The following is a 14,611-nucleotide window of genomic DNA, read 5'->3' as shown; positions in this document are numbered from 1 at the left end:
AATCTAAGCGACGACGCAGACGTCGGGGCGGCCGAGCTCCAGAGTTCGGCTGGGCGTGACCAGATAGCGGAAGCCCAAAGGCGTCTGCCACAGGAAGTGACCTGGTATCGGTTGTTCCAGCCGGTACCCACCGTGGGTCTTGGCCCGGTGCACCTTTCGCGTGAGTGGGCCGAGGTTGTCCGTGCGCGTCGGCCCACGCCCGAAGGGGATCGTGTGGTCCAGGTCGAGACTCCTGGACCGGCGCGTCGACCAGGGGAAGACCTCGTAGGGGTTCCTGAGTTCCACCTGCTCGCGCATCGTCGGCGGACATTCGTAAGCATCACTGGTGATCTCGTGATTGCCATCGATGACCGGACGGACGGTGACCACCGCGTCGGGGATCAGATCATGCAACCACTCTGCCAGCAGTGGACCAATCCCCTCGGCGCGCACGATGCCCTCGCCAGCACAGAGAGTGGTGTCCGTGAGGTGGACGACGAGCGATGTCCTGGGCGCGAGGGCCGTGGGATCCACCGCGATCGTGCCGCAGCAGTGCCCTGGCTGACCCTCCAGATGGCAGTCCGCAGTGACGTCCAGGCCGGGCAGCTCCTCAACCGCGGTGTCGAGCAGGGAAGCCTGCAGCAGCTGGAGTGCCCGGGCCGGGCTGGCGAGCATTCCCAGCGCCTTGGCCCTGCGCGCGTCCAGCCCGTCGCGGGAGCCCCCGGCCTTGAGGATGCCGGCGATGCGCGTCAGGCTCTGTTCCAACCGGTCTGCATCGGGGGCGTCCATCACCGCAGAAAGATCGGCAATCCCGAACTCACCCTGGGAGATCCAGACGCCGCGCGCATCCTTGGCATCCGCCCGCTGTTGATCCGCCTCCTCCACCGGCAGATGGTCCAGGACCAGCCCGGCGACAAGATTCTTGACCCTGCCCCACGCCATGCCCGGAATCTGGCGAGCAAGCTGCACATCCACCAGCCGGGCCGCATCCCACTCGAGGCGCCGGGTGGCCCCGGCAATGTGGCGCGCACGCCAGACGGGAAGCTCGCCCGCCATCGTCTGACGCCACAACTCGGGCAGGCGATGCCGTAGGTCGAGTGCGTCCGCCACCATGCATCGGGCTTCGATCTCTCGCACCCCGAGAGCGGCGGCGAGCTCCAGGGTTGCAAACTCCGCGACGCCGGGAGTTCCGTCTCCCCCCAGCTCCACGAGCTGCTCGGCACCGGGAAGGTGTCCAGCCTCGCCGTCACACACCATGGCACACAGGTCGGCACAGTGAGCGAGCAGAGCCACCTCTTGTGCCTCCAGGACGCGACACTGACGTCGGTTCTCGCGGATGGCCTCGATGACGGACACCGGATCCGCCAGGGACATAATGTCGCCGGCGACGGGATCGCCGCCCGCGACAGCTGGACTGGTCTGTGTCATGACGCTCCCTCCCCCGGTCCGCGTTCGATCAACACCACCATTCTATCGAACACACGTTCGATGATCAATGGTCGACGGGAACTTCTGGGGCACCGCGATTTGGGAGGGTCTGACGTCAGTCGTCCTTGCCACGCCGCCAGGCGGCGCGCATCACTTCCCGATTCACCGCGCCAATTGCCGCCAGCGGGATGTCCGCCGGGCACACCTCAACGCACTCGCCATAGGTGGAGCACGGACCGAAGTCCTGTTCCAGCGCCTTCACCACCCCCCGGCCACGCTTCGACCGTTCCGGCAGGCCCTGGGGCAGTGTTGAGAAGTGCGTCAGCAGCGCTCCACCGAACAGGTGCGCGGCCCCGTTCGGACAGGCCGCCACGCAGGCACCGCAGCCGATGCAGGCGGCAAAGTCGAGGCCCTTCTCGGCACGCTGGAAGGAAATCTGGTGGCTCTCCGCGTCAGGGGCCGTTCCGGTGTCGACGCTGACAAAGCCACCGCCCTGCACCACCCGATCCAGCGCCGACCGGTCCACCACCAGGTCCTTCACGACGGGGAATGCCTCGGACCGGAAGGGTTCCAGGCGCAACACGTCACCGTCGGAGAAATTGCGCAGGTGCTGCTGGCAGGTGGGCGTGTTCGGCACCGGCCCGTGCGGCCGATCGTCGATGGTGATGCCGCAGCAACCGCAGATGCCCTCGCGACAGTCGCTCTCGAAGGCCACCGGCTCGTCGCCGGCCTCCACGAGCTGGTCGTTGAGCCGGTCGAGCAATTCCGGCATCGACATCTCCGGGGTTGCGTCGTCGATCTGGTAGGTGACGAATGCTCCGGACGCCTGTGCGTGGGCCTGACGCCACACCTCGAGCGTGATCCTCATGTGTAGTTCCTCGTCTGCAGGGGGACAGCTGTGAAGGTGAGTGGTTCGGCATGACGTACGGGCATCCCCGGCTGGCCCTCCGGGCCGGGAGTGTGCTGCCAAGCGGAGACGAAGCACCAGTTCTCGTCGTCGCGCAGGGCTTCACCCTCGGGCGTCTGGTGGTCGACGCGGAAGTGGGCTCCGCACGACTCGTCACGATCCAGGGCATCGACACACATCAACTCGGCCAGCTCCAGATAGTCGGCCACCCGGCCGGCCTTCTCCAGCTCCTGGTTGAGCTGCTGACCATGGCCGGGCACGCGCAGGTCGCTCCAGAAGCGCTGCCGCAGGTCTCGGATCTGCCCGATGGCCTTCGTCAGACCCTCCTCGCTGCGCGCCACACCGCAGCCCTGGTAGAGGATCTCGCCCAGTTCCCGGTGGAAGCGGTCGGATCCGGTCCTGCCGCCGATCGCCAGCATGCGGTCGAGTCGCGCAGTCGCCTCGGTCACCGTCTGCTGCACGGCCGCATCGTCCACGTCCAGCAGCGGCTCATTCAGGTGGTCCGCCAGGAAGTTCGGGATGGTGTACGGCAGCGTGAACATCCCGTCGACGCAGGCACTGAGCAGCGAGTTGGCTCCCAGCCGGTTGGCACCGTGATAGCCCCAGCCGGCCTCGCCGCCGACGAACAGACCGTCGATGGTGGTCTGCATGTTGTAGTCGCTCCACAGACCGCCCATCGAGAAGTGTGCGCCGGGGGCGATGCGCATCGGCACCACATAGGGATCCTCACCCGTGCAGTCGGCGTACATCTCGAACAGGTTGGAGTAGCGCTGTTCGATCGTCTTCCTGCCCAGCCGCCCGATGGCGTCCCGGAAGTCCAGGTAGACGCTGTTCCTGAGCGGCCCCACTCCCCTGCCAGCCTCGATCTGTTCACGCGCTGCCCGCGACGAGATGTCTCGGGGCGCGAGGTTGCCGTAGGCGGGGTACTTGCGTTCCAGGTAGTAGTCCCGCTCGTTCTCCGGGATCTCATTGGCCGGCCGGTCGTCACCCGGCTTGACCGGCACCCAGATCCGGCCGTCATTGCGCAGCGACTCACTCATCAGCGTCGTCTTGGACTGCCACTGCGAGCTCACGGGGAGCGCTGTCGGGTGGAACTGCAAGTAGGAGGGGGAGGCGAAGTAGGCGCCGCGGCGATGGGCCCGCCAGGCGGCGCTCACATTCGAGTTGTGGGCCAGGGTCGAGTGGAAGAAGGCCTTGCCGTAACCGCCCGTGGCCAGCACGACGGCATGGGCCGGCTGCGCCTCGATGGCACCGGTGCGCAGGTCGCGGGCGACCACTCCGCGCACCCGACCGTCGGTCACCACCAGGTCGAGCACCTCGCGATGGGTGCGAAGGTCCACCGTCCCGGCCGCCACCTGGCGCTGCAGGGCACGGGCCGCGGCCACCTGCAGCTGTTGACCGGTCTGGCCGCGCGTGTAGTAGGTGCGGCTGACCTGCACGCCACCGAAGGAACGGGTGCGCAATTGACCGCCGTACTCCCGGGCGAAGGGAGCGCCGATCGCATCCATGTGGTCGATGACCCTGACGGACTCCTCGGCGAGCCGGAAGACGTCGGCCTCGCGGGCTCGGAAGTCGCCGCCCTTGACCGTGTCCTTGACGAATCGCTCCAGCGAGTCGCCGTCCACCTTGCGCGCGCGGGCGGCGTTGATGCCACCCTGGGCGGCCACCGAGTGGGCCCGGCGGGCCGCATCGTGGAAGGTGTAGGTGACGACGTTGTAGCCGAGCTCGCCCAGGGCGGCGGCGGCGCCAGCCCCAGCCAGGCCAGTGCCGACCACGACGATGGTGAACTTGCGGCGGTTCAACGGGCTCACCTGCTTGTAGCCGAGCTTGGCGCGGCTCCACGCGGTGGCCGGATCGCCGTCGGGCATCCGCCCGTCGAGCGGCTGGGTGGCGTGGGGAATCTGCAGCGAGGTCATCAGACGAGTCCTGTCAGCACGGCGATCGGGATGGTCAGGTTGCCGAACGCGACGACCAGCCCGACGGCCAGTCCGATCGCGCTGGTGATGCGAACAGCCTTGGGGCCGGGCGCGGCACCCAGATCGAGCACGACGCTGAGCAGTCCGTGGGCCAGATGAGCGCACAGGGCGACCATCGTGAGGCCGTAGACCAGCGCGACGGGCACGCGGGAGAAGGAAGCGATCACATTGGCATGGGCATGGGAGGCCTCCAGCGTCGGGCCCTGGAAGGCGCCTGGGGCGACCGGGGCGGCACCAATGGTGAGGTCGAGCAGGTGGAAGACCAGGAAACCCAACAGGATCAGGCCCGTGACCGGCATGGTGCGGGCCATCCAGGTGGAGGCATCCATGCCCTTGCGCCGCACGGAACCCCGTGCGGCCCGGCCCCGCGTGCGGATCAAGAATCCGCAGTAGACGTGTGCCACCAGGCAGGCGAGCAGCACGATGCGCAGGATCCACAGGAGCCCCTCGTACGGCAGCACCGGGTGGAAGGCGGCGCGCAACCAGTGGGCGTACCCGTTGAACTCCTCCGGACCCATGTAGATCTTGAGGTTGCCGATCATGTGCACCAGGACGAACAGGGCAAAGATGATCCCGGTGACGGCCATCACCACCTTTGCAGCCGCATTCGACATTCCGGTGGAGTGTCCGGCCCGGGCTGGGGCAGGCGGTCTGGTCAACGTCGACTGGCTCGGCATGGCGCTCCCTCGTCAAGGCTTTGACTCCACCATAGACACAGCACGGGGGCACCCGGACAGCGGGATGGTATTACCTCAAGGAACAGTGTCTGACAAGGAAATCAGGAATGAACGAACGCCGCCCGGATGGCATCCGGACGGCGTTCGCTGGCCGCTTGGGCGAGTTGGCTCAGGCCTTCTCGTCGGGCGTCGTGTTCTGGGGCTGGACGCTCCAGGCCGGCGGCTCGTCGAGGCCGGCGTCCTCCTGCTTCTCGGCATCCTCGAAGTCAGTGTGGACCACGCCGGCTGCGTGGTGGACCGGCGCGTAGATGGTGTACAGCTGCAGCGGCTCGTCACCGGTATTGGTGACGTTGTGCCAGGTACCAGCCGGCACCTGGATGCTCCAGCCGTCGGACACCTCCTGCTCGGTGGTCAGCTCGTCCTCGGCGGGGCCCATCTGCACCTTGCCCTTGCCCGCGTCGATGCGGAGGAACTGGTCGGTGTCATGGTGCACCTCCAGACCGATGTCCTTGCCGACGGGGATGCTCATCAGCGTGACCTGCAGGTACTTACCACTCCAGGCCACCGTGCGGTAGTTCTCGTTGGCCTTGGTCTCGGTCTCGATGTCGAAGACGTTCGGGTTGGGTCCGTTGTCAGTGATAGCCATGTCTCGAGCCTACCCACCCGCTACGACAGTTCTGCGGGCATCTTGACGTGAGTCCACAAGCGCCCCTCGTGATGGCCCGTCACAGCGGCACTCCCCCGAAGACGTACATGCTCATCAGGAAGATCAGGAAGGTGCCACAGGCCCACTTGCCGGCTTGCCGCTGCCAGGCACCCATGTCCACGCCGGTCAGGTTGAGCAGCAGGTAGATGAATCCCACCAGCGGGCTGAGCAGGTGGAAGGCCTGACCCACCGTCGACGCGACGCCGATGTCCATGGCGCTGAAGCCGTACTGTTCACCGGTCTGGGCCAGGATCGGCAGCACGCCCAGGTAGAAGGCGTCGTTGCTGAGCAGGAAGGTGCCGGGGGCCGAGACGATCGCCGTCACCAGCGGCCACTGCCCACCCAGGGAGCTGGGCACCCAGCGGGCCAAGGACTCACCGATCGCCTGGCTCATGCCGGACTCATTGAGGATGCCCATGAAGATGCCCGCCGCGAGCACCATCGTGATCACCTGCAGCGCGTTGGCGCCGTGGATCTCGATGATCTTCTGCTGGTCCTTCACATTGCGGTAGTTCAACAGGAGGGCCACGGCGAAGCCGATCTCGAAGAGCACCGCCGCCGGGATCTTGGGCATTCCGTACATGCCACCGAAGACCAGCAGGACCATCAGGATCATGGTCAGCGCGAAATTGGGCCACAGCATCTTGGGGCGCTGCAATTCGTCGTCCTCATGCGTCAGCGTGGCGTCCATCGCGGCGATGTCATCCTCGTCGAGCTCCTTGACGCCCAGGCGCTTGCGTTCCTGCAGGCCGCGGATCCAGGCGACGCAGATGACCCACGCGATCGCCAGGAACATGCCCGGCAGGATGCGGCGCAGCAGCTCGCCCTCCTCCAGATGCAGTGCGGCGATGATGCGAGCCGTCGGGCCGCCCCACGGGAGCAGATTCATCACACTGTTCGCCAGGATCACGATCACGGCGAGGTCCATCATCTTCATGTTCAACCGCTTGTAGACGGGGATCATGGCGGAGCAGACGATCATCGTCGTGGTGGAGCCATCACCATCGACGCTCACCACCGAGGCCAGGACGGCGGTACCCACCAGCACCTTGAGGGGATCACCCTTGACCACCTTGAGGATCGAGCGCACCAGCGGATCGAACAGGCCAGCCGTGATCATGAGCCCGAAGTACAGGATCGCGAACAGCGGCATCACCGCCGTGGGGGCCACGCCCTTGATGCCCGCCAGGCCGAATTGACCCACCTGGCTACCCAGACCGGCGATCAGGCCGATCACGAGCGGGACGAGGATGAGGGAGGTGAACGGTGTGGCCTTCTTGGTCATGATCAGGGCCATGAAGAGCACCACGATCAGGTAGCCCCAGATTGCGAGCATTGCTTGTCTGCTTCGACAGCTGGGCGTCGGGGGTGTGCCCGGATGACTCATCCAACCACACGGTAACCCCCTTGGGTGAGCGTCCCGAAGGGGTGGACGGCCACGAAGATGCCACAATGTCTCCCATGCCACGCACGCCCTCCTTCCTGCACGACCCGCGCCTGACGGCGGCCATCACCGCCGGGCGCGCCGCCGCCCTCGCCTCCCGCCTCACGGGCAAGGGTTCCGGCGCCTCGATCCGCGGCAAGGTGATGACCAGGGTGGATCCCGACGCGCTGGGCAAGCTGCTCGCCAATCGTCGGGTCGCCGTCGTGACCGGGACCAATGGCAAGACCACCTCCACCCACCTGCTCACGGCCGCCATGCGGGCCGGCACGCCCGACGGGCAGTTCACCGTGGTGACCAATGCCGACGGCGCCAACCTGCACCACGGCATCGCCTCGGCGCTGGGCGAGGCACCCCGGTCCACGATCGCCTGCCTGGAGACCGACGAGCGCGTGGTGCCCGACGTCATCCGGCTGGGACACCCCGAGGTGCTGGTGATGCTGAACTTCAGCCGCGACCAGATGGATCGCAACTTCGAACTCAAGAGCCTGGGTCGCGCATGGCGCCTCGCCCTGGAGGCAGCCGGTCAGGACGGACCCGTCATCGTCGCCAATGCCAATGATCCGCTGGTCGTGTGGTCTGCGCAGCCTGCCCAGCGCGTCATCTGGATCGACACGGGTGCCGGCTGGACCCAGGATGCGGCGCTGTGCCCCGCCTGCGGAGCCGCGCTGGCGCGCAAGGACGGTCAGATCGTCGGGGGTGGTTCCTGGACCTGCACCGGCTGTGAGCTTACCCAGCCCCCCGCCGACTACCGGGTGGACGGCGAGACCGTCGTGGAGAAGGACGGCACCACCTGGCAACTGCAGCTCAACGTGCCGGGCCGATTCAACCGTGCCAATGCGGCCTGCGCGCTGGCGGCCGCTCGCGTGATGGGTGTCGAGCCCGCGGTGGCGCTGCGCGGCATGGCCTCGGTCTCCGCGCCTGCCGGTCGCTTCGCCGTCGGCACCTTCGGCGATGTGAAGGCGCGCCTGCTGCTGGCCAAGAATCCCGCCGGTTGGGCCGAGAGTCTGGCCCTGGCAACGAGCGATCCCGTCGTGCTGGCCATCGACGCGATCGCCGCCGACGGTCGCGACGTGAGCTGGCTGTGGGACGTGGACTTCGAGCAGCTGCGCGGCCGCACGGTGGTGTGCACCGGCCCCCGCGCCCATGACCTGGCCGTCCGTCTGACCTATGGCGACGTCGAGCACACCATCGAGCACGACCTGATGACCGCGATCTCCAGCGTCAAGAACCCCGCCAACAGCGTCAAGAACCAAGGCACGGTGGACCTGGTCAGCACCTACACACCATTCCAGAAGCTGCGCAAGCTCGGAGGTCTCGCATGAGCAAGCCCGTCACGATCGTCCTCGTCTACCAGAGCCTGCTGGGCATCTACGGTGACCAGGGCAATGCCAAAGTGGCCCTGAAGCGGCTCCAGCTGCGCGGCATCGAGGCAGAACTGGTCAGCGTCGAGCCCGGCGAGCCGATGCCTGACGACGCGGACCTCTACTTCCTGGGCGGTGGCGAGGACATGGCCCAGATCAGTGCCCTCAAGGCTCTCCAGTCCGACGGCGGACTGCGCCGCGGTGTGGAGAATGGCGGCGTTCTGCTGGCCGTCTGCGCCGGCTTCCAGATCTGCGGCACCACGCTCACGGTCGGCGCCCGTGACGAGGTGGTCGAGGGCCTGGGACTGCTGGACGTGGAGACCCGACGCGGCGAGCCCCGCGCCGTGGGAGAGGTGCTGCACCGCTGGACACGCCCCGACGGCACCGAGAGCCTCATCACCGGCTTCGAGAACCACGGCGGCCGGACCACCCTGGGCCCCGCGGCCAAGCCCCTGGCCACCGTCGAGGTGGGCGTGGGCAATGACGGCAGTGGCGTCGAGGGTGCAGTGCAGCAGGTCGGCAAGGGATGGGTGATCGGCACCTACCCGCACGGCCCGATCCTGCCCCGCAACCCGGAGCTGGCCGACCACCTGCTGGAGCTGGCCCTGGGCCGCGGTCTCGAGCCCCTGCCGATGCCCGAGATCGACGAGCTGCGGCGCCAGCGCATCGACGCCCTGCGCGGCTGACCGTGCCCAGGAAGGTCACGGCCAAGGATGTCGCGGAGCTGGCGGGGGTCTCCCGCAGCGCCGTGTCCATGGTGCTCAACGGCCGAGCGGACGGCGACATTGCCCCGGACAAGCAGGAAGCCGTGCGACGGGCCGCGGCCCAGCTGCGCTACCGGCCCAACAGCGTCGCCCGTAGCCTTCGCAGTTCCTCCAGCAACACCATCGGCGTGGTCACCGACGCCGTGACCACCAGCGCCTTCGGCGGGGCCATGCTCACCGGCGCCACCCGGGTGGCGGCGGCCCGGGACTACCTCCTGCTGGTGGTGGACTCGCACCGCGACGCCCGGGTGGAGGCCGAGGCCATCGGCGTGCTCCAGTCACGCCAGTGCGACGCGCTGATGTTCGTCGCGGAAGGACTCATCGCGTGGGATCCCCCGTCGGCCTTCCAGGACGACCTGTCACTGCTGGTCAATGCGTTCGACCCCCAGGGGCGCGTTCCCGGCGTCTATCCCGACGAGTACATGGGTGGCCGTGTCGCCACCCAGATGCTGCTCGACCATGGCCACCGCAGGATCGTCTGCCTGAGCGGCGGGAAGAACGCTGTCGCGGGCGAGCGCCGCGTCCAGGCGCATCGGGACCTGATGGCGGAGCAGGGACTCCAGCCCCTGGTCATCGACTGTGGCTGGGAACTCGACCGTGGCCTGGAGGTGGGTGGGCGTGCACTCGACGAGGCCCAGCCGACGGCGATCATCTGCGCCAACGACCGCGTCGCCGCCGGTGTCTTCCTGGCCGCCGCACACCGGGGCCTGCGCATTCCAGAGGACCTGTCGGTGGTGGGCTACGACGATGATCCGAATGTGGCGGCACAGCTGGGTCTGAGCACCGTGCTGCTCCCCCATCTGCAGATGGGCGAGAAGGCCGCCGAGCTCATCCTCGCGGCGCTGGACGGGGCAGATCTTCCCACCGAGGACGTGCTGGTCCCCGTGCAGCCGGTGCCCCGGGCATCGATCGCGGCACCGGCTACCGGCTGACGCTCAGTGACTGCAGAAGGCCCGCACCGTGGCCGCCCCGGAGAACTCCCAGACTGACTCCTCACCCGGGTAGACGCGTGTGGTGTGGGTTCGGCCATCGACGAAGACCTCGACGAGCGAACCGTCGATCAGCACGACAGCACCCGACGCCAGCTCGACGGGCGTACGCCCCCGGCCCCCGGTGCAGGTGAGCCGCCCCGCCTCCTGGGCCGTGAGCACCACGTGCCGGTGCTCCGCCTGGCGCCACGTGGTGGCCAGGACCTCACCAGCCGGTGCCACCAGCTCAGTGGGGATCTCCTGGAGCACGCGACCGTCTCGCACGCGCAGTTCTCGTGGACTGGTGATGACACCGGCCCAACCACGCTCGGCCAGCACCTCGTCCGGGCAGTCGAGCTCCCAGGACCAGCCGAAGAGCAGGGTGCGTCCGTCATGCGTCACCACTTGTGGCGCGTAGAAGGCAGGGCCGTCGTCGAGCACGCCGGCGGTGCGGGCGGTGAAGTGTGGACACCCATCTCGAAGGTCCACATCACCGACCAACCACCGCACGCCCGAGAGCTGACCCTGGACCCCGTCGTGGCGCCACAGGCTCAGCACCAGAACCCAGTGCCCGTCCACCTGGACCAGCTGCGGGCACTCCCAGATGTCTGCGGCTGCCCCGGCGGCAGCCACCGGATCGTCCACGGTGCACAGGTCGCCCAGCAGTCGCCACTGGGAGAGGTCCTCGGCGTCGTACACCAGGACGCGTGCCGGGACGCCCGGCCCGCCATGGCCCTGGATGATGTAGCGGTGCCCGTCGATCTGCACCACGTAGGGGTCGCGGGTCTCGGCCAGCTCGACGCCGAGTCGGGCGGCGGCAGGTTGCTCCACCACTTCCCATTCGCGCAGATCGCGTGAGCCCCGGGCGATCGCGCCGACCGCCTGACGCGGGTCCGTCCGAACCGCGGTGTAGCAGGCCACCGGCGTGCCGTCCGCGTCGATGGTGATCGTGCCGCTCCAGGAGCCCGCGTCATTGACCGCACCGTCACAGGGCACCAGGGCGTCCGGTTCCTGGCGCCAGTGCAGCAGGTCCTCGGAACTGGCATGGCCCCAACGGATCCGGTGGTGGCGGTGACTGTCCGGGTTGTACTGGAAGAAGACGTGCCAGCGGCCATCGTGGTGCACCAGGCCATTGGGATCGTTGACCCATCCCCGGGGCGGACGCACGTGGTGGATGGGCAGGGTCAGGTCAGTCACTTCACACTTCCTGCGGTGAGGCCCTCGCGCAGCGGTCGCTGCCCGATGACGAAGACGATGAGGGCGGGGATCATGGACAGCACGACGCCGGCCAGGACGGTGGACATGCTTCCGGTGCCCAGCTGACCCTGGAGACTCACCATGCCCAGCGGCAACGTGAAGTTCTCCTGGCTGATGGTCATGATGAGCGGCCGGAAGAATTCATTCCAGATGCCGTTGAAGGCAAGGATCCCGACGATCGCCAAGCCGGGGGTGGCGAGCGGGAGGTAGATACGCGAGAAGATCTGCCAGGGCGTGGCACCGTCGATCTGTGCAGCCTCGGCCAGACTGTCGGGGATGCCCATGAAGTACTGGCGCATCAGGAAGGTGCCGAAGGCTGTGGGGATGGCCGGCAGGATCAGGGCCAGCAGGGTGTCTGCCAGACCCATGCCGCGGACCAGCATGAAGACGGGCACGATGGTCACCTGCATCGGCACCATCATCGTCGCCAGGATCACGGCGAACAGCGCATTGCTCCCGCGAAAGCGCAGCCGCGCGAAGGCATAGCCAGCCAGGGCTGCGGTGAACATCTGGCCCACGGCCGCCAGCCCGGTGACCAGGGTGGAGTTCCAGAACAGTCGCACGATGTCGACCTTCGTGGAAACATCCCGGAAGGCGGCCAGGCTCAGCGTGCGGTGACCTGCCGCGTCGGCGGGAGTGAGCGCCACCCAGAGGGTCCAGACCACTGGCCCCAGGGTGAGGAAGAGTGCAACCAGCAGGACCAGGATGCGTGCACCCAACGAGAGTTGCCGCAGCCGCTTGGCGGAACCGCCCGGCTGGACCGAGGTGGTGGTGGACATGGTCGGACCCCTCACATGTAGAAGACGAAGCGACGGCTGAGACGGAACTGGAGCCAGGTGACGAACATGATGATGAGCATCAGGACGAGACCGATGGCTGCGGCCAGACCGAAGTGCAGTTCCTGGAAGGCCGACTGGTAGATCACCATCACCGCGGTTCGGGTGGAGTCGCCGGGACCACCACGGGTGAGCACATAGGGCTGGTCGAAGATCTGCAGCGCGGAGATGATCGCCATCACCGTGGCCACCAGCATGGTCGGGCTGACCAGCGGGAGCGTCAACCGCCAGAAGCGGCTCCAGGGCGTCGCGCCATCGATGTCGGCCGCCTCATAGACGTCGGCCGGAATCGAGGACAGTCCTCCGATGAACAGCAGGAAGGTGAAGCCGAAGTTCTGCCAGACATAGACCAGGATCGTGACGACCATGGCACCCGTGGTGCTGGTCAGCCACGGCACGGGCGCCATGCCCAGCAGGCCGAGCAACTTGTTGACCGTGCCGAAATCCTCGTTGAACAGGTAGGACATGATCAGCGAGACCGAGGCCGCCGAGAGGATCAGCGGGAAGAAGAAGACCGAGCGGAAGAAGGCCCGCATCCAGCCGGGCATCTTTGACTGGACCAACACGGCCAGTCCCATCGCGACGATGATCTGCAGCAGCACGGCGACTGCCACGAAGCCGAAGGTGTTGAGGAAACTGACCCTGATGGTGGGCGAGGTGGCCAAGGTGCGGAAGTTGTCCAGGCCGACGAAGCGCGGTTCGGAGATGATGTCCCAGCTGAAGAAGGCCAGGACCAGCGATCCGATGATCGGCACGACGGTGAACAGACCGATGCCGATGACGGTCGGTGCCAGCAGCAGTGCTGCCAGGCGCCCCTCCCCTGCTTGCTTCTTGGTGCTCATGATGGTCATTCCTCCCCGAGGGCCAGGCTGAGGTCACGCTGCAGCGTGCCCAAGGACTTGCGGACATTGGCGCGAGAGCCGGTGACGGCGCCCAGCACGTTCTTGATCAGGGCGGTCTCGACCGCGGCCGCCTGCGGGGGCGCCGGGATGGGCGCCGTGGTCGGGAACTCGTCGAGGGTTCCGTAGAAGACGTCCCAGTGCTTGGGACCCGTGCCCTGGTAGAGCGCGGTGTTGTGCGAGCGGCGGGCGCTGTTGGAGTCCGGATTCTTCTGGGCGATCTGCATGCCCTCCCTGGAGACGCAGAACTTCAGCCATTCCCAGGCGGCGTCCTTGCGCTTGGAGTCCTTCATGATCGCGTAGCCCGCGCTGCCGAACTGGTGCTGTTGCGTGCGCCCCTTGGGGAAGTAGCAGACGTCGTAGTCATCGCGCTGCATGCCGGCGCCGGCCAGGCCGTGCACCCAATAGCCACCCGAAGGTGTCATGCCGATCACGCCCGAGCCGAAGCGGCTCACGAGCTCATTGCCACCACCCTGAGCCGGCGATGAGCCCAGACCTTCGGCCACGAGCGACTGCAGGAACTCGAAGGACTCGAGCACCTTGGGGTCGTCGGCATTCGGCTCGGTCCACCGATAGCCGCCACTGCGATGGGCCTCCTGGGGGTAGAACTCCTCCCACAGCCACTCGCCGCCCTGGAATCGGCTGGGCTTCAGGAATGATGTGTCGTTGGTGTAGAGCCACGGCACCACCCCGCCCCAGATACGGTTGGTCCAGAAGAAGGGGCGGAAGGATCCGGTCGCGCTCTTCTTCATGGCCACGAGGTAGCTGCGGAAGTCATCCCAGCTCCAGTCCTGACGCGGGTACTCCAGCCCGGCGCGCTGCATGGCCTGGGAGGAGAAGTAGACATTGGCCGCATTCCAGCTCAGGGGCAACTGGAAGAGGCTTCCCTGGTACATGAAGGCCTCGATCAGGGAGGGATGGACGTCTTCGAAGAACTCACGCATCTCCTCCTGGTCGCGCATGACGAACTCATCCAGGGGATGTGCGAGGCGCTCGGCGAAGAGCTGGGTGCCTTCGGTGGCCACCATCACCACATCGGGCGGCGTGCCGGCCGCCACCAGTGTGAGGATCTTCGCGAAGAAGTCGCTCCAGTCGGTGCCCTGGATCGGGACGATCCGCACGCTCAGGTCAGGGTGCTTGCGCTGGAAAGCGTCGATCAGCCCCTGATTCGATGCCGCGTCCTGCGCGGTGCCATTGATCGCGATGCTCAGCTCGTCGCGCCCGCGGCCAGGGATGTCCTGCCCGGTCAAGCGCTTCCAGCTGAGGGCGGTCCCTGCCGCTCCGGCGCCCGCGACGCCCAACAGCGCGCGGCGTGAGATGTCTGCCATTGTGAACTCCTCGTCGAGTACCTGACACGTGTCAGCTTAGACCTGACACGTGTCAGCGGCAAGGGATTCTCACGCAATTCC

At 67.2% G+C, this 14,611-nt stretch carries 13 protein-coding genes; 3 read left to right on the top strand and 10 right to left on the bottom strand.

The features are described from left to right. Positions 1 to 3: 3 nt before the first annotated feature. The 6 genes from ACTQ49_RS02260 to ACTQ49_RS02235 all read right to left on the bottom strand — a co-directional run bounded on the left by ACTQ49_RS02260 (position 4) and on the right by ACTQ49_RS02235 (position 7,009). Positions 4 to 1,407, bottom strand: coding sequence for a DUF222 domain-containing protein (locus ACTQ49_RS02260; protein WP_441826218.1), 1,404 nt, complete (start codon positions 1,405 to 1,407; stop codon positions 4 to 6). A gap of 115 nt (positions 1,408 to 1,522) precedes the next feature. Beyond that, positions 1,523 to 2,275, bottom strand: a complete 753-nt coding sequence (locus ACTQ49_RS02255) for a succinate dehydrogenase/fumarate reductase iron-sulfur subunit (RefSeq protein ID WP_441826217.1) — start codon at positions 2,273 to 2,275, stop codon at positions 1,523 to 1,525. Further along, a complete protein-coding gene (locus ACTQ49_RS02250) occupies positions 2,272 to 4,230 on the bottom strand; it encodes a fumarate reductase/succinate dehydrogenase flavoprotein subunit (RefSeq protein ID WP_441826216.1) in 1,959 nt (652 codons plus the stop codon). The genes ACTQ49_RS02255 and ACTQ49_RS02250 overlap by 4 nt, the downstream gene beginning before the upstream one ends. Then, the gene (locus ACTQ49_RS02245) at positions 4,230 to 4,904 is read right to left on the bottom strand and encodes a succinate dehydrogenase cytochrome b subunit (protein WP_441826215.1); all 675 of its coding nucleotides are present in this window, start codon (positions 4,902 to 4,904) and stop codon (positions 4,230 to 4,232) included. Before ACTQ49_RS02245 ends, ACTQ49_RS02250 begins: the two co-directional genes overlap by 1 nt. A 232-nt stretch (positions 4,905 to 5,136) precedes the next feature. Then, positions 5,137 to 5,613: a cupin domain-containing protein gene (locus tag ACTQ49_RS02240; protein WP_441826214.1), complete on the bottom strand. Its 477-nt coding sequence runs from the start codon at positions 5,611 to 5,613 to the stop codon at positions 5,137 to 5,139. 79 nt (positions 5,614 to 5,692) lie between these two features. Further along, a complete protein-coding gene (locus ACTQ49_RS02235) occupies positions 5,693 to 7,009 on the bottom strand; it encodes a CitMHS family transporter (protein ID WP_441826213.1) in 1,317 nt (438 codons plus the stop codon). A 251-nt stretch (positions 7,010 to 7,260) separates the two neighbouring features. Between ACTQ49_RS02235 and ACTQ49_RS02230 the strand changes: the two genes are divergently transcribed. The 3 genes from ACTQ49_RS02230 to ACTQ49_RS02220 are packed head-to-tail and all read left to right on the top strand — an operon-like array spanning position 7,261 to position 10,174. Beyond that, positions 7,261 to 8,439, top strand: a complete 1,179-nt coding sequence (locus ACTQ49_RS02230) for a MurT ligase domain-containing protein (RefSeq protein ID WP_441826282.1) — start codon at positions 7,261 to 7,263, stop codon at positions 8,437 to 8,439. Further along, positions 8,436 to 9,164 carry a type 1 glutamine amidotransferase gene (locus tag ACTQ49_RS02225; protein WP_441826212.1) on the top strand — a complete coding sequence of 243 codons (729 nt, stop codon included), beginning with the start codon at positions 8,436 to 8,438 and terminating at the stop codon, positions 9,162 to 9,164. Before ACTQ49_RS02230 ends, ACTQ49_RS02225 begins: the two co-directional genes overlap by 4 nt. Positions 9,165 to 9,166: 2 nt before the next feature. Beyond that, positions 9,167 to 10,174, top strand: a complete 1,008-nt coding sequence (locus ACTQ49_RS02220; protein WP_441826211.1) for a LacI family DNA-binding transcriptional regulator — start codon at positions 9,167 to 9,169, stop codon at positions 10,172 to 10,174. Positions 10,175 to 10,177: 3 nt separating this feature from the next. Here the strand turns inward: ACTQ49_RS02220 and ACTQ49_RS02215 are convergent, their stop codons facing one another. The 4 genes from ACTQ49_RS02215 to ACTQ49_RS02200 are packed head-to-tail and all read right to left on the bottom strand — an operon-like array spanning position 10,178 to position 14,530. Continuing rightward, positions 10,178 to 11,407, bottom strand: a complete 1,230-nt coding sequence (locus ACTQ49_RS02215) for a GH32 C-terminal domain-containing protein (RefSeq protein ID WP_441826210.1) — start codon at positions 11,405 to 11,407, stop codon at positions 10,178 to 10,180. Next, positions 11,404 to 12,246, bottom strand: a complete 843-nt coding sequence (locus ACTQ49_RS02210; protein ID WP_441826209.1) for a carbohydrate ABC transporter permease — start codon at positions 12,244 to 12,246, stop codon at positions 11,404 to 11,406. Before ACTQ49_RS02210 ends, ACTQ49_RS02215 begins: the two co-directional genes overlap by 4 nt. 11 nt (positions 12,247 to 12,257) lie before the next feature. Next, positions 12,258 to 13,145 carry a carbohydrate ABC transporter permease gene (locus ACTQ49_RS02205; RefSeq protein ID WP_441826208.1) on the bottom strand — a complete coding sequence of 296 codons (888 nt, stop codon included), beginning with the start codon at positions 13,143 to 13,145 and terminating at the stop codon, positions 12,258 to 12,260. 5 nt (positions 13,146 to 13,150) lie between these two features. Then, on the bottom strand, positions 13,151 to 14,530 hold the full coding sequence (locus ACTQ49_RS02200; RefSeq protein ID WP_441826207.1) for an extracellular solute-binding protein: 1,380 nt from the start codon (positions 14,528 to 14,530) through the stop codon (positions 13,151 to 13,153). Positions 14,531 to 14,611: the final 81 nt, after the last annotated feature.

Origin of the sequence: Luteococcus sp. Sow4_B9 (genome assembly GCF_052116585.1) — a bacterium.
In the GTDB taxonomy this organism is placed as follows: domain Bacteria; phylum Actinomycetota; class Actinomycetes; order Propionibacteriales; family Propionibacteriaceae; genus Luteococcus.
Note: the sequence above shows the minus strand (reverse complement) of the source record. Positions and strands in the feature narration are given on the sequence as shown.

Coding starts and splice junctions, on each gene's coding strand:
- ACTQ49_RS02205 (WP_441826208.1), bottom strand. CDS start 13,145: ATGAGCACCAAGAAGCAAGCAGGGGAGGGGCGCCTGGCAGCACTGCTG.
- ACTQ49_RS02210 (WP_441826209.1), bottom strand. CDS start 12,246: ATGTCCACCACCACCTCGGTCCAGCCGGGCGGTTCCGCCAAGCGGCTG.
- ACTQ49_RS02250 (WP_441826216.1), bottom strand. CDS start 4,230: ATGACCTCGCTGCAGATTCCCCACGCCACCCAGCCGCTCGACGGGCGG.
- ACTQ49_RS02245 (WP_441826215.1), bottom strand. CDS start 4,904: ATGTCGAATGCGGCTGCAAAGGTGGTGATGGCCGTCACCGGGATCATC.
- ACTQ49_RS02260 (WP_441826218.1), bottom strand. CDS start 1,407: ATGACACAGACCAGTCCAGCTGTCGCGGGCGGCGATCCCGTCGCCGGC.
- ACTQ49_RS02200 (WP_441826207.1), bottom strand. CDS start 14,530: ATGGCAGACATCTCACGCCGCGCGCTGTTGGGCGTCGCGGGCGCCGGA.
- ACTQ49_RS02225 (WP_441826212.1), top strand. CDS start 8,436: ATGAGCAAGCCCGTCACGATCGTCCTCGTCTACCAGAGCCTGCTGGGC.
- ACTQ49_RS02230 (WP_441826282.1), top strand. CDS start 7,261: ATGACCAGGGTGGATCCCGACGCGCTGGGCAAGCTGCTCGCCAATCGT.
- ACTQ49_RS02235 (WP_441826213.1), bottom strand. CDS start 7,009: ATGCTCGCAATCTGGGGCTACCTGATCGTGGTGCTCTTCATGGCCCTG.
- ACTQ49_RS02240 (WP_441826214.1), bottom strand. CDS start 5,613: ATGGCTATCACTGACAACGGACCCAACCCGAACGTCTTCGACATCGAG.
- ACTQ49_RS02255 (WP_441826217.1), bottom strand. CDS start 2,275: ATGAGGATCACGCTCGAGGTGTGGCGTCAGGCCCACGCACAGGCGTCC.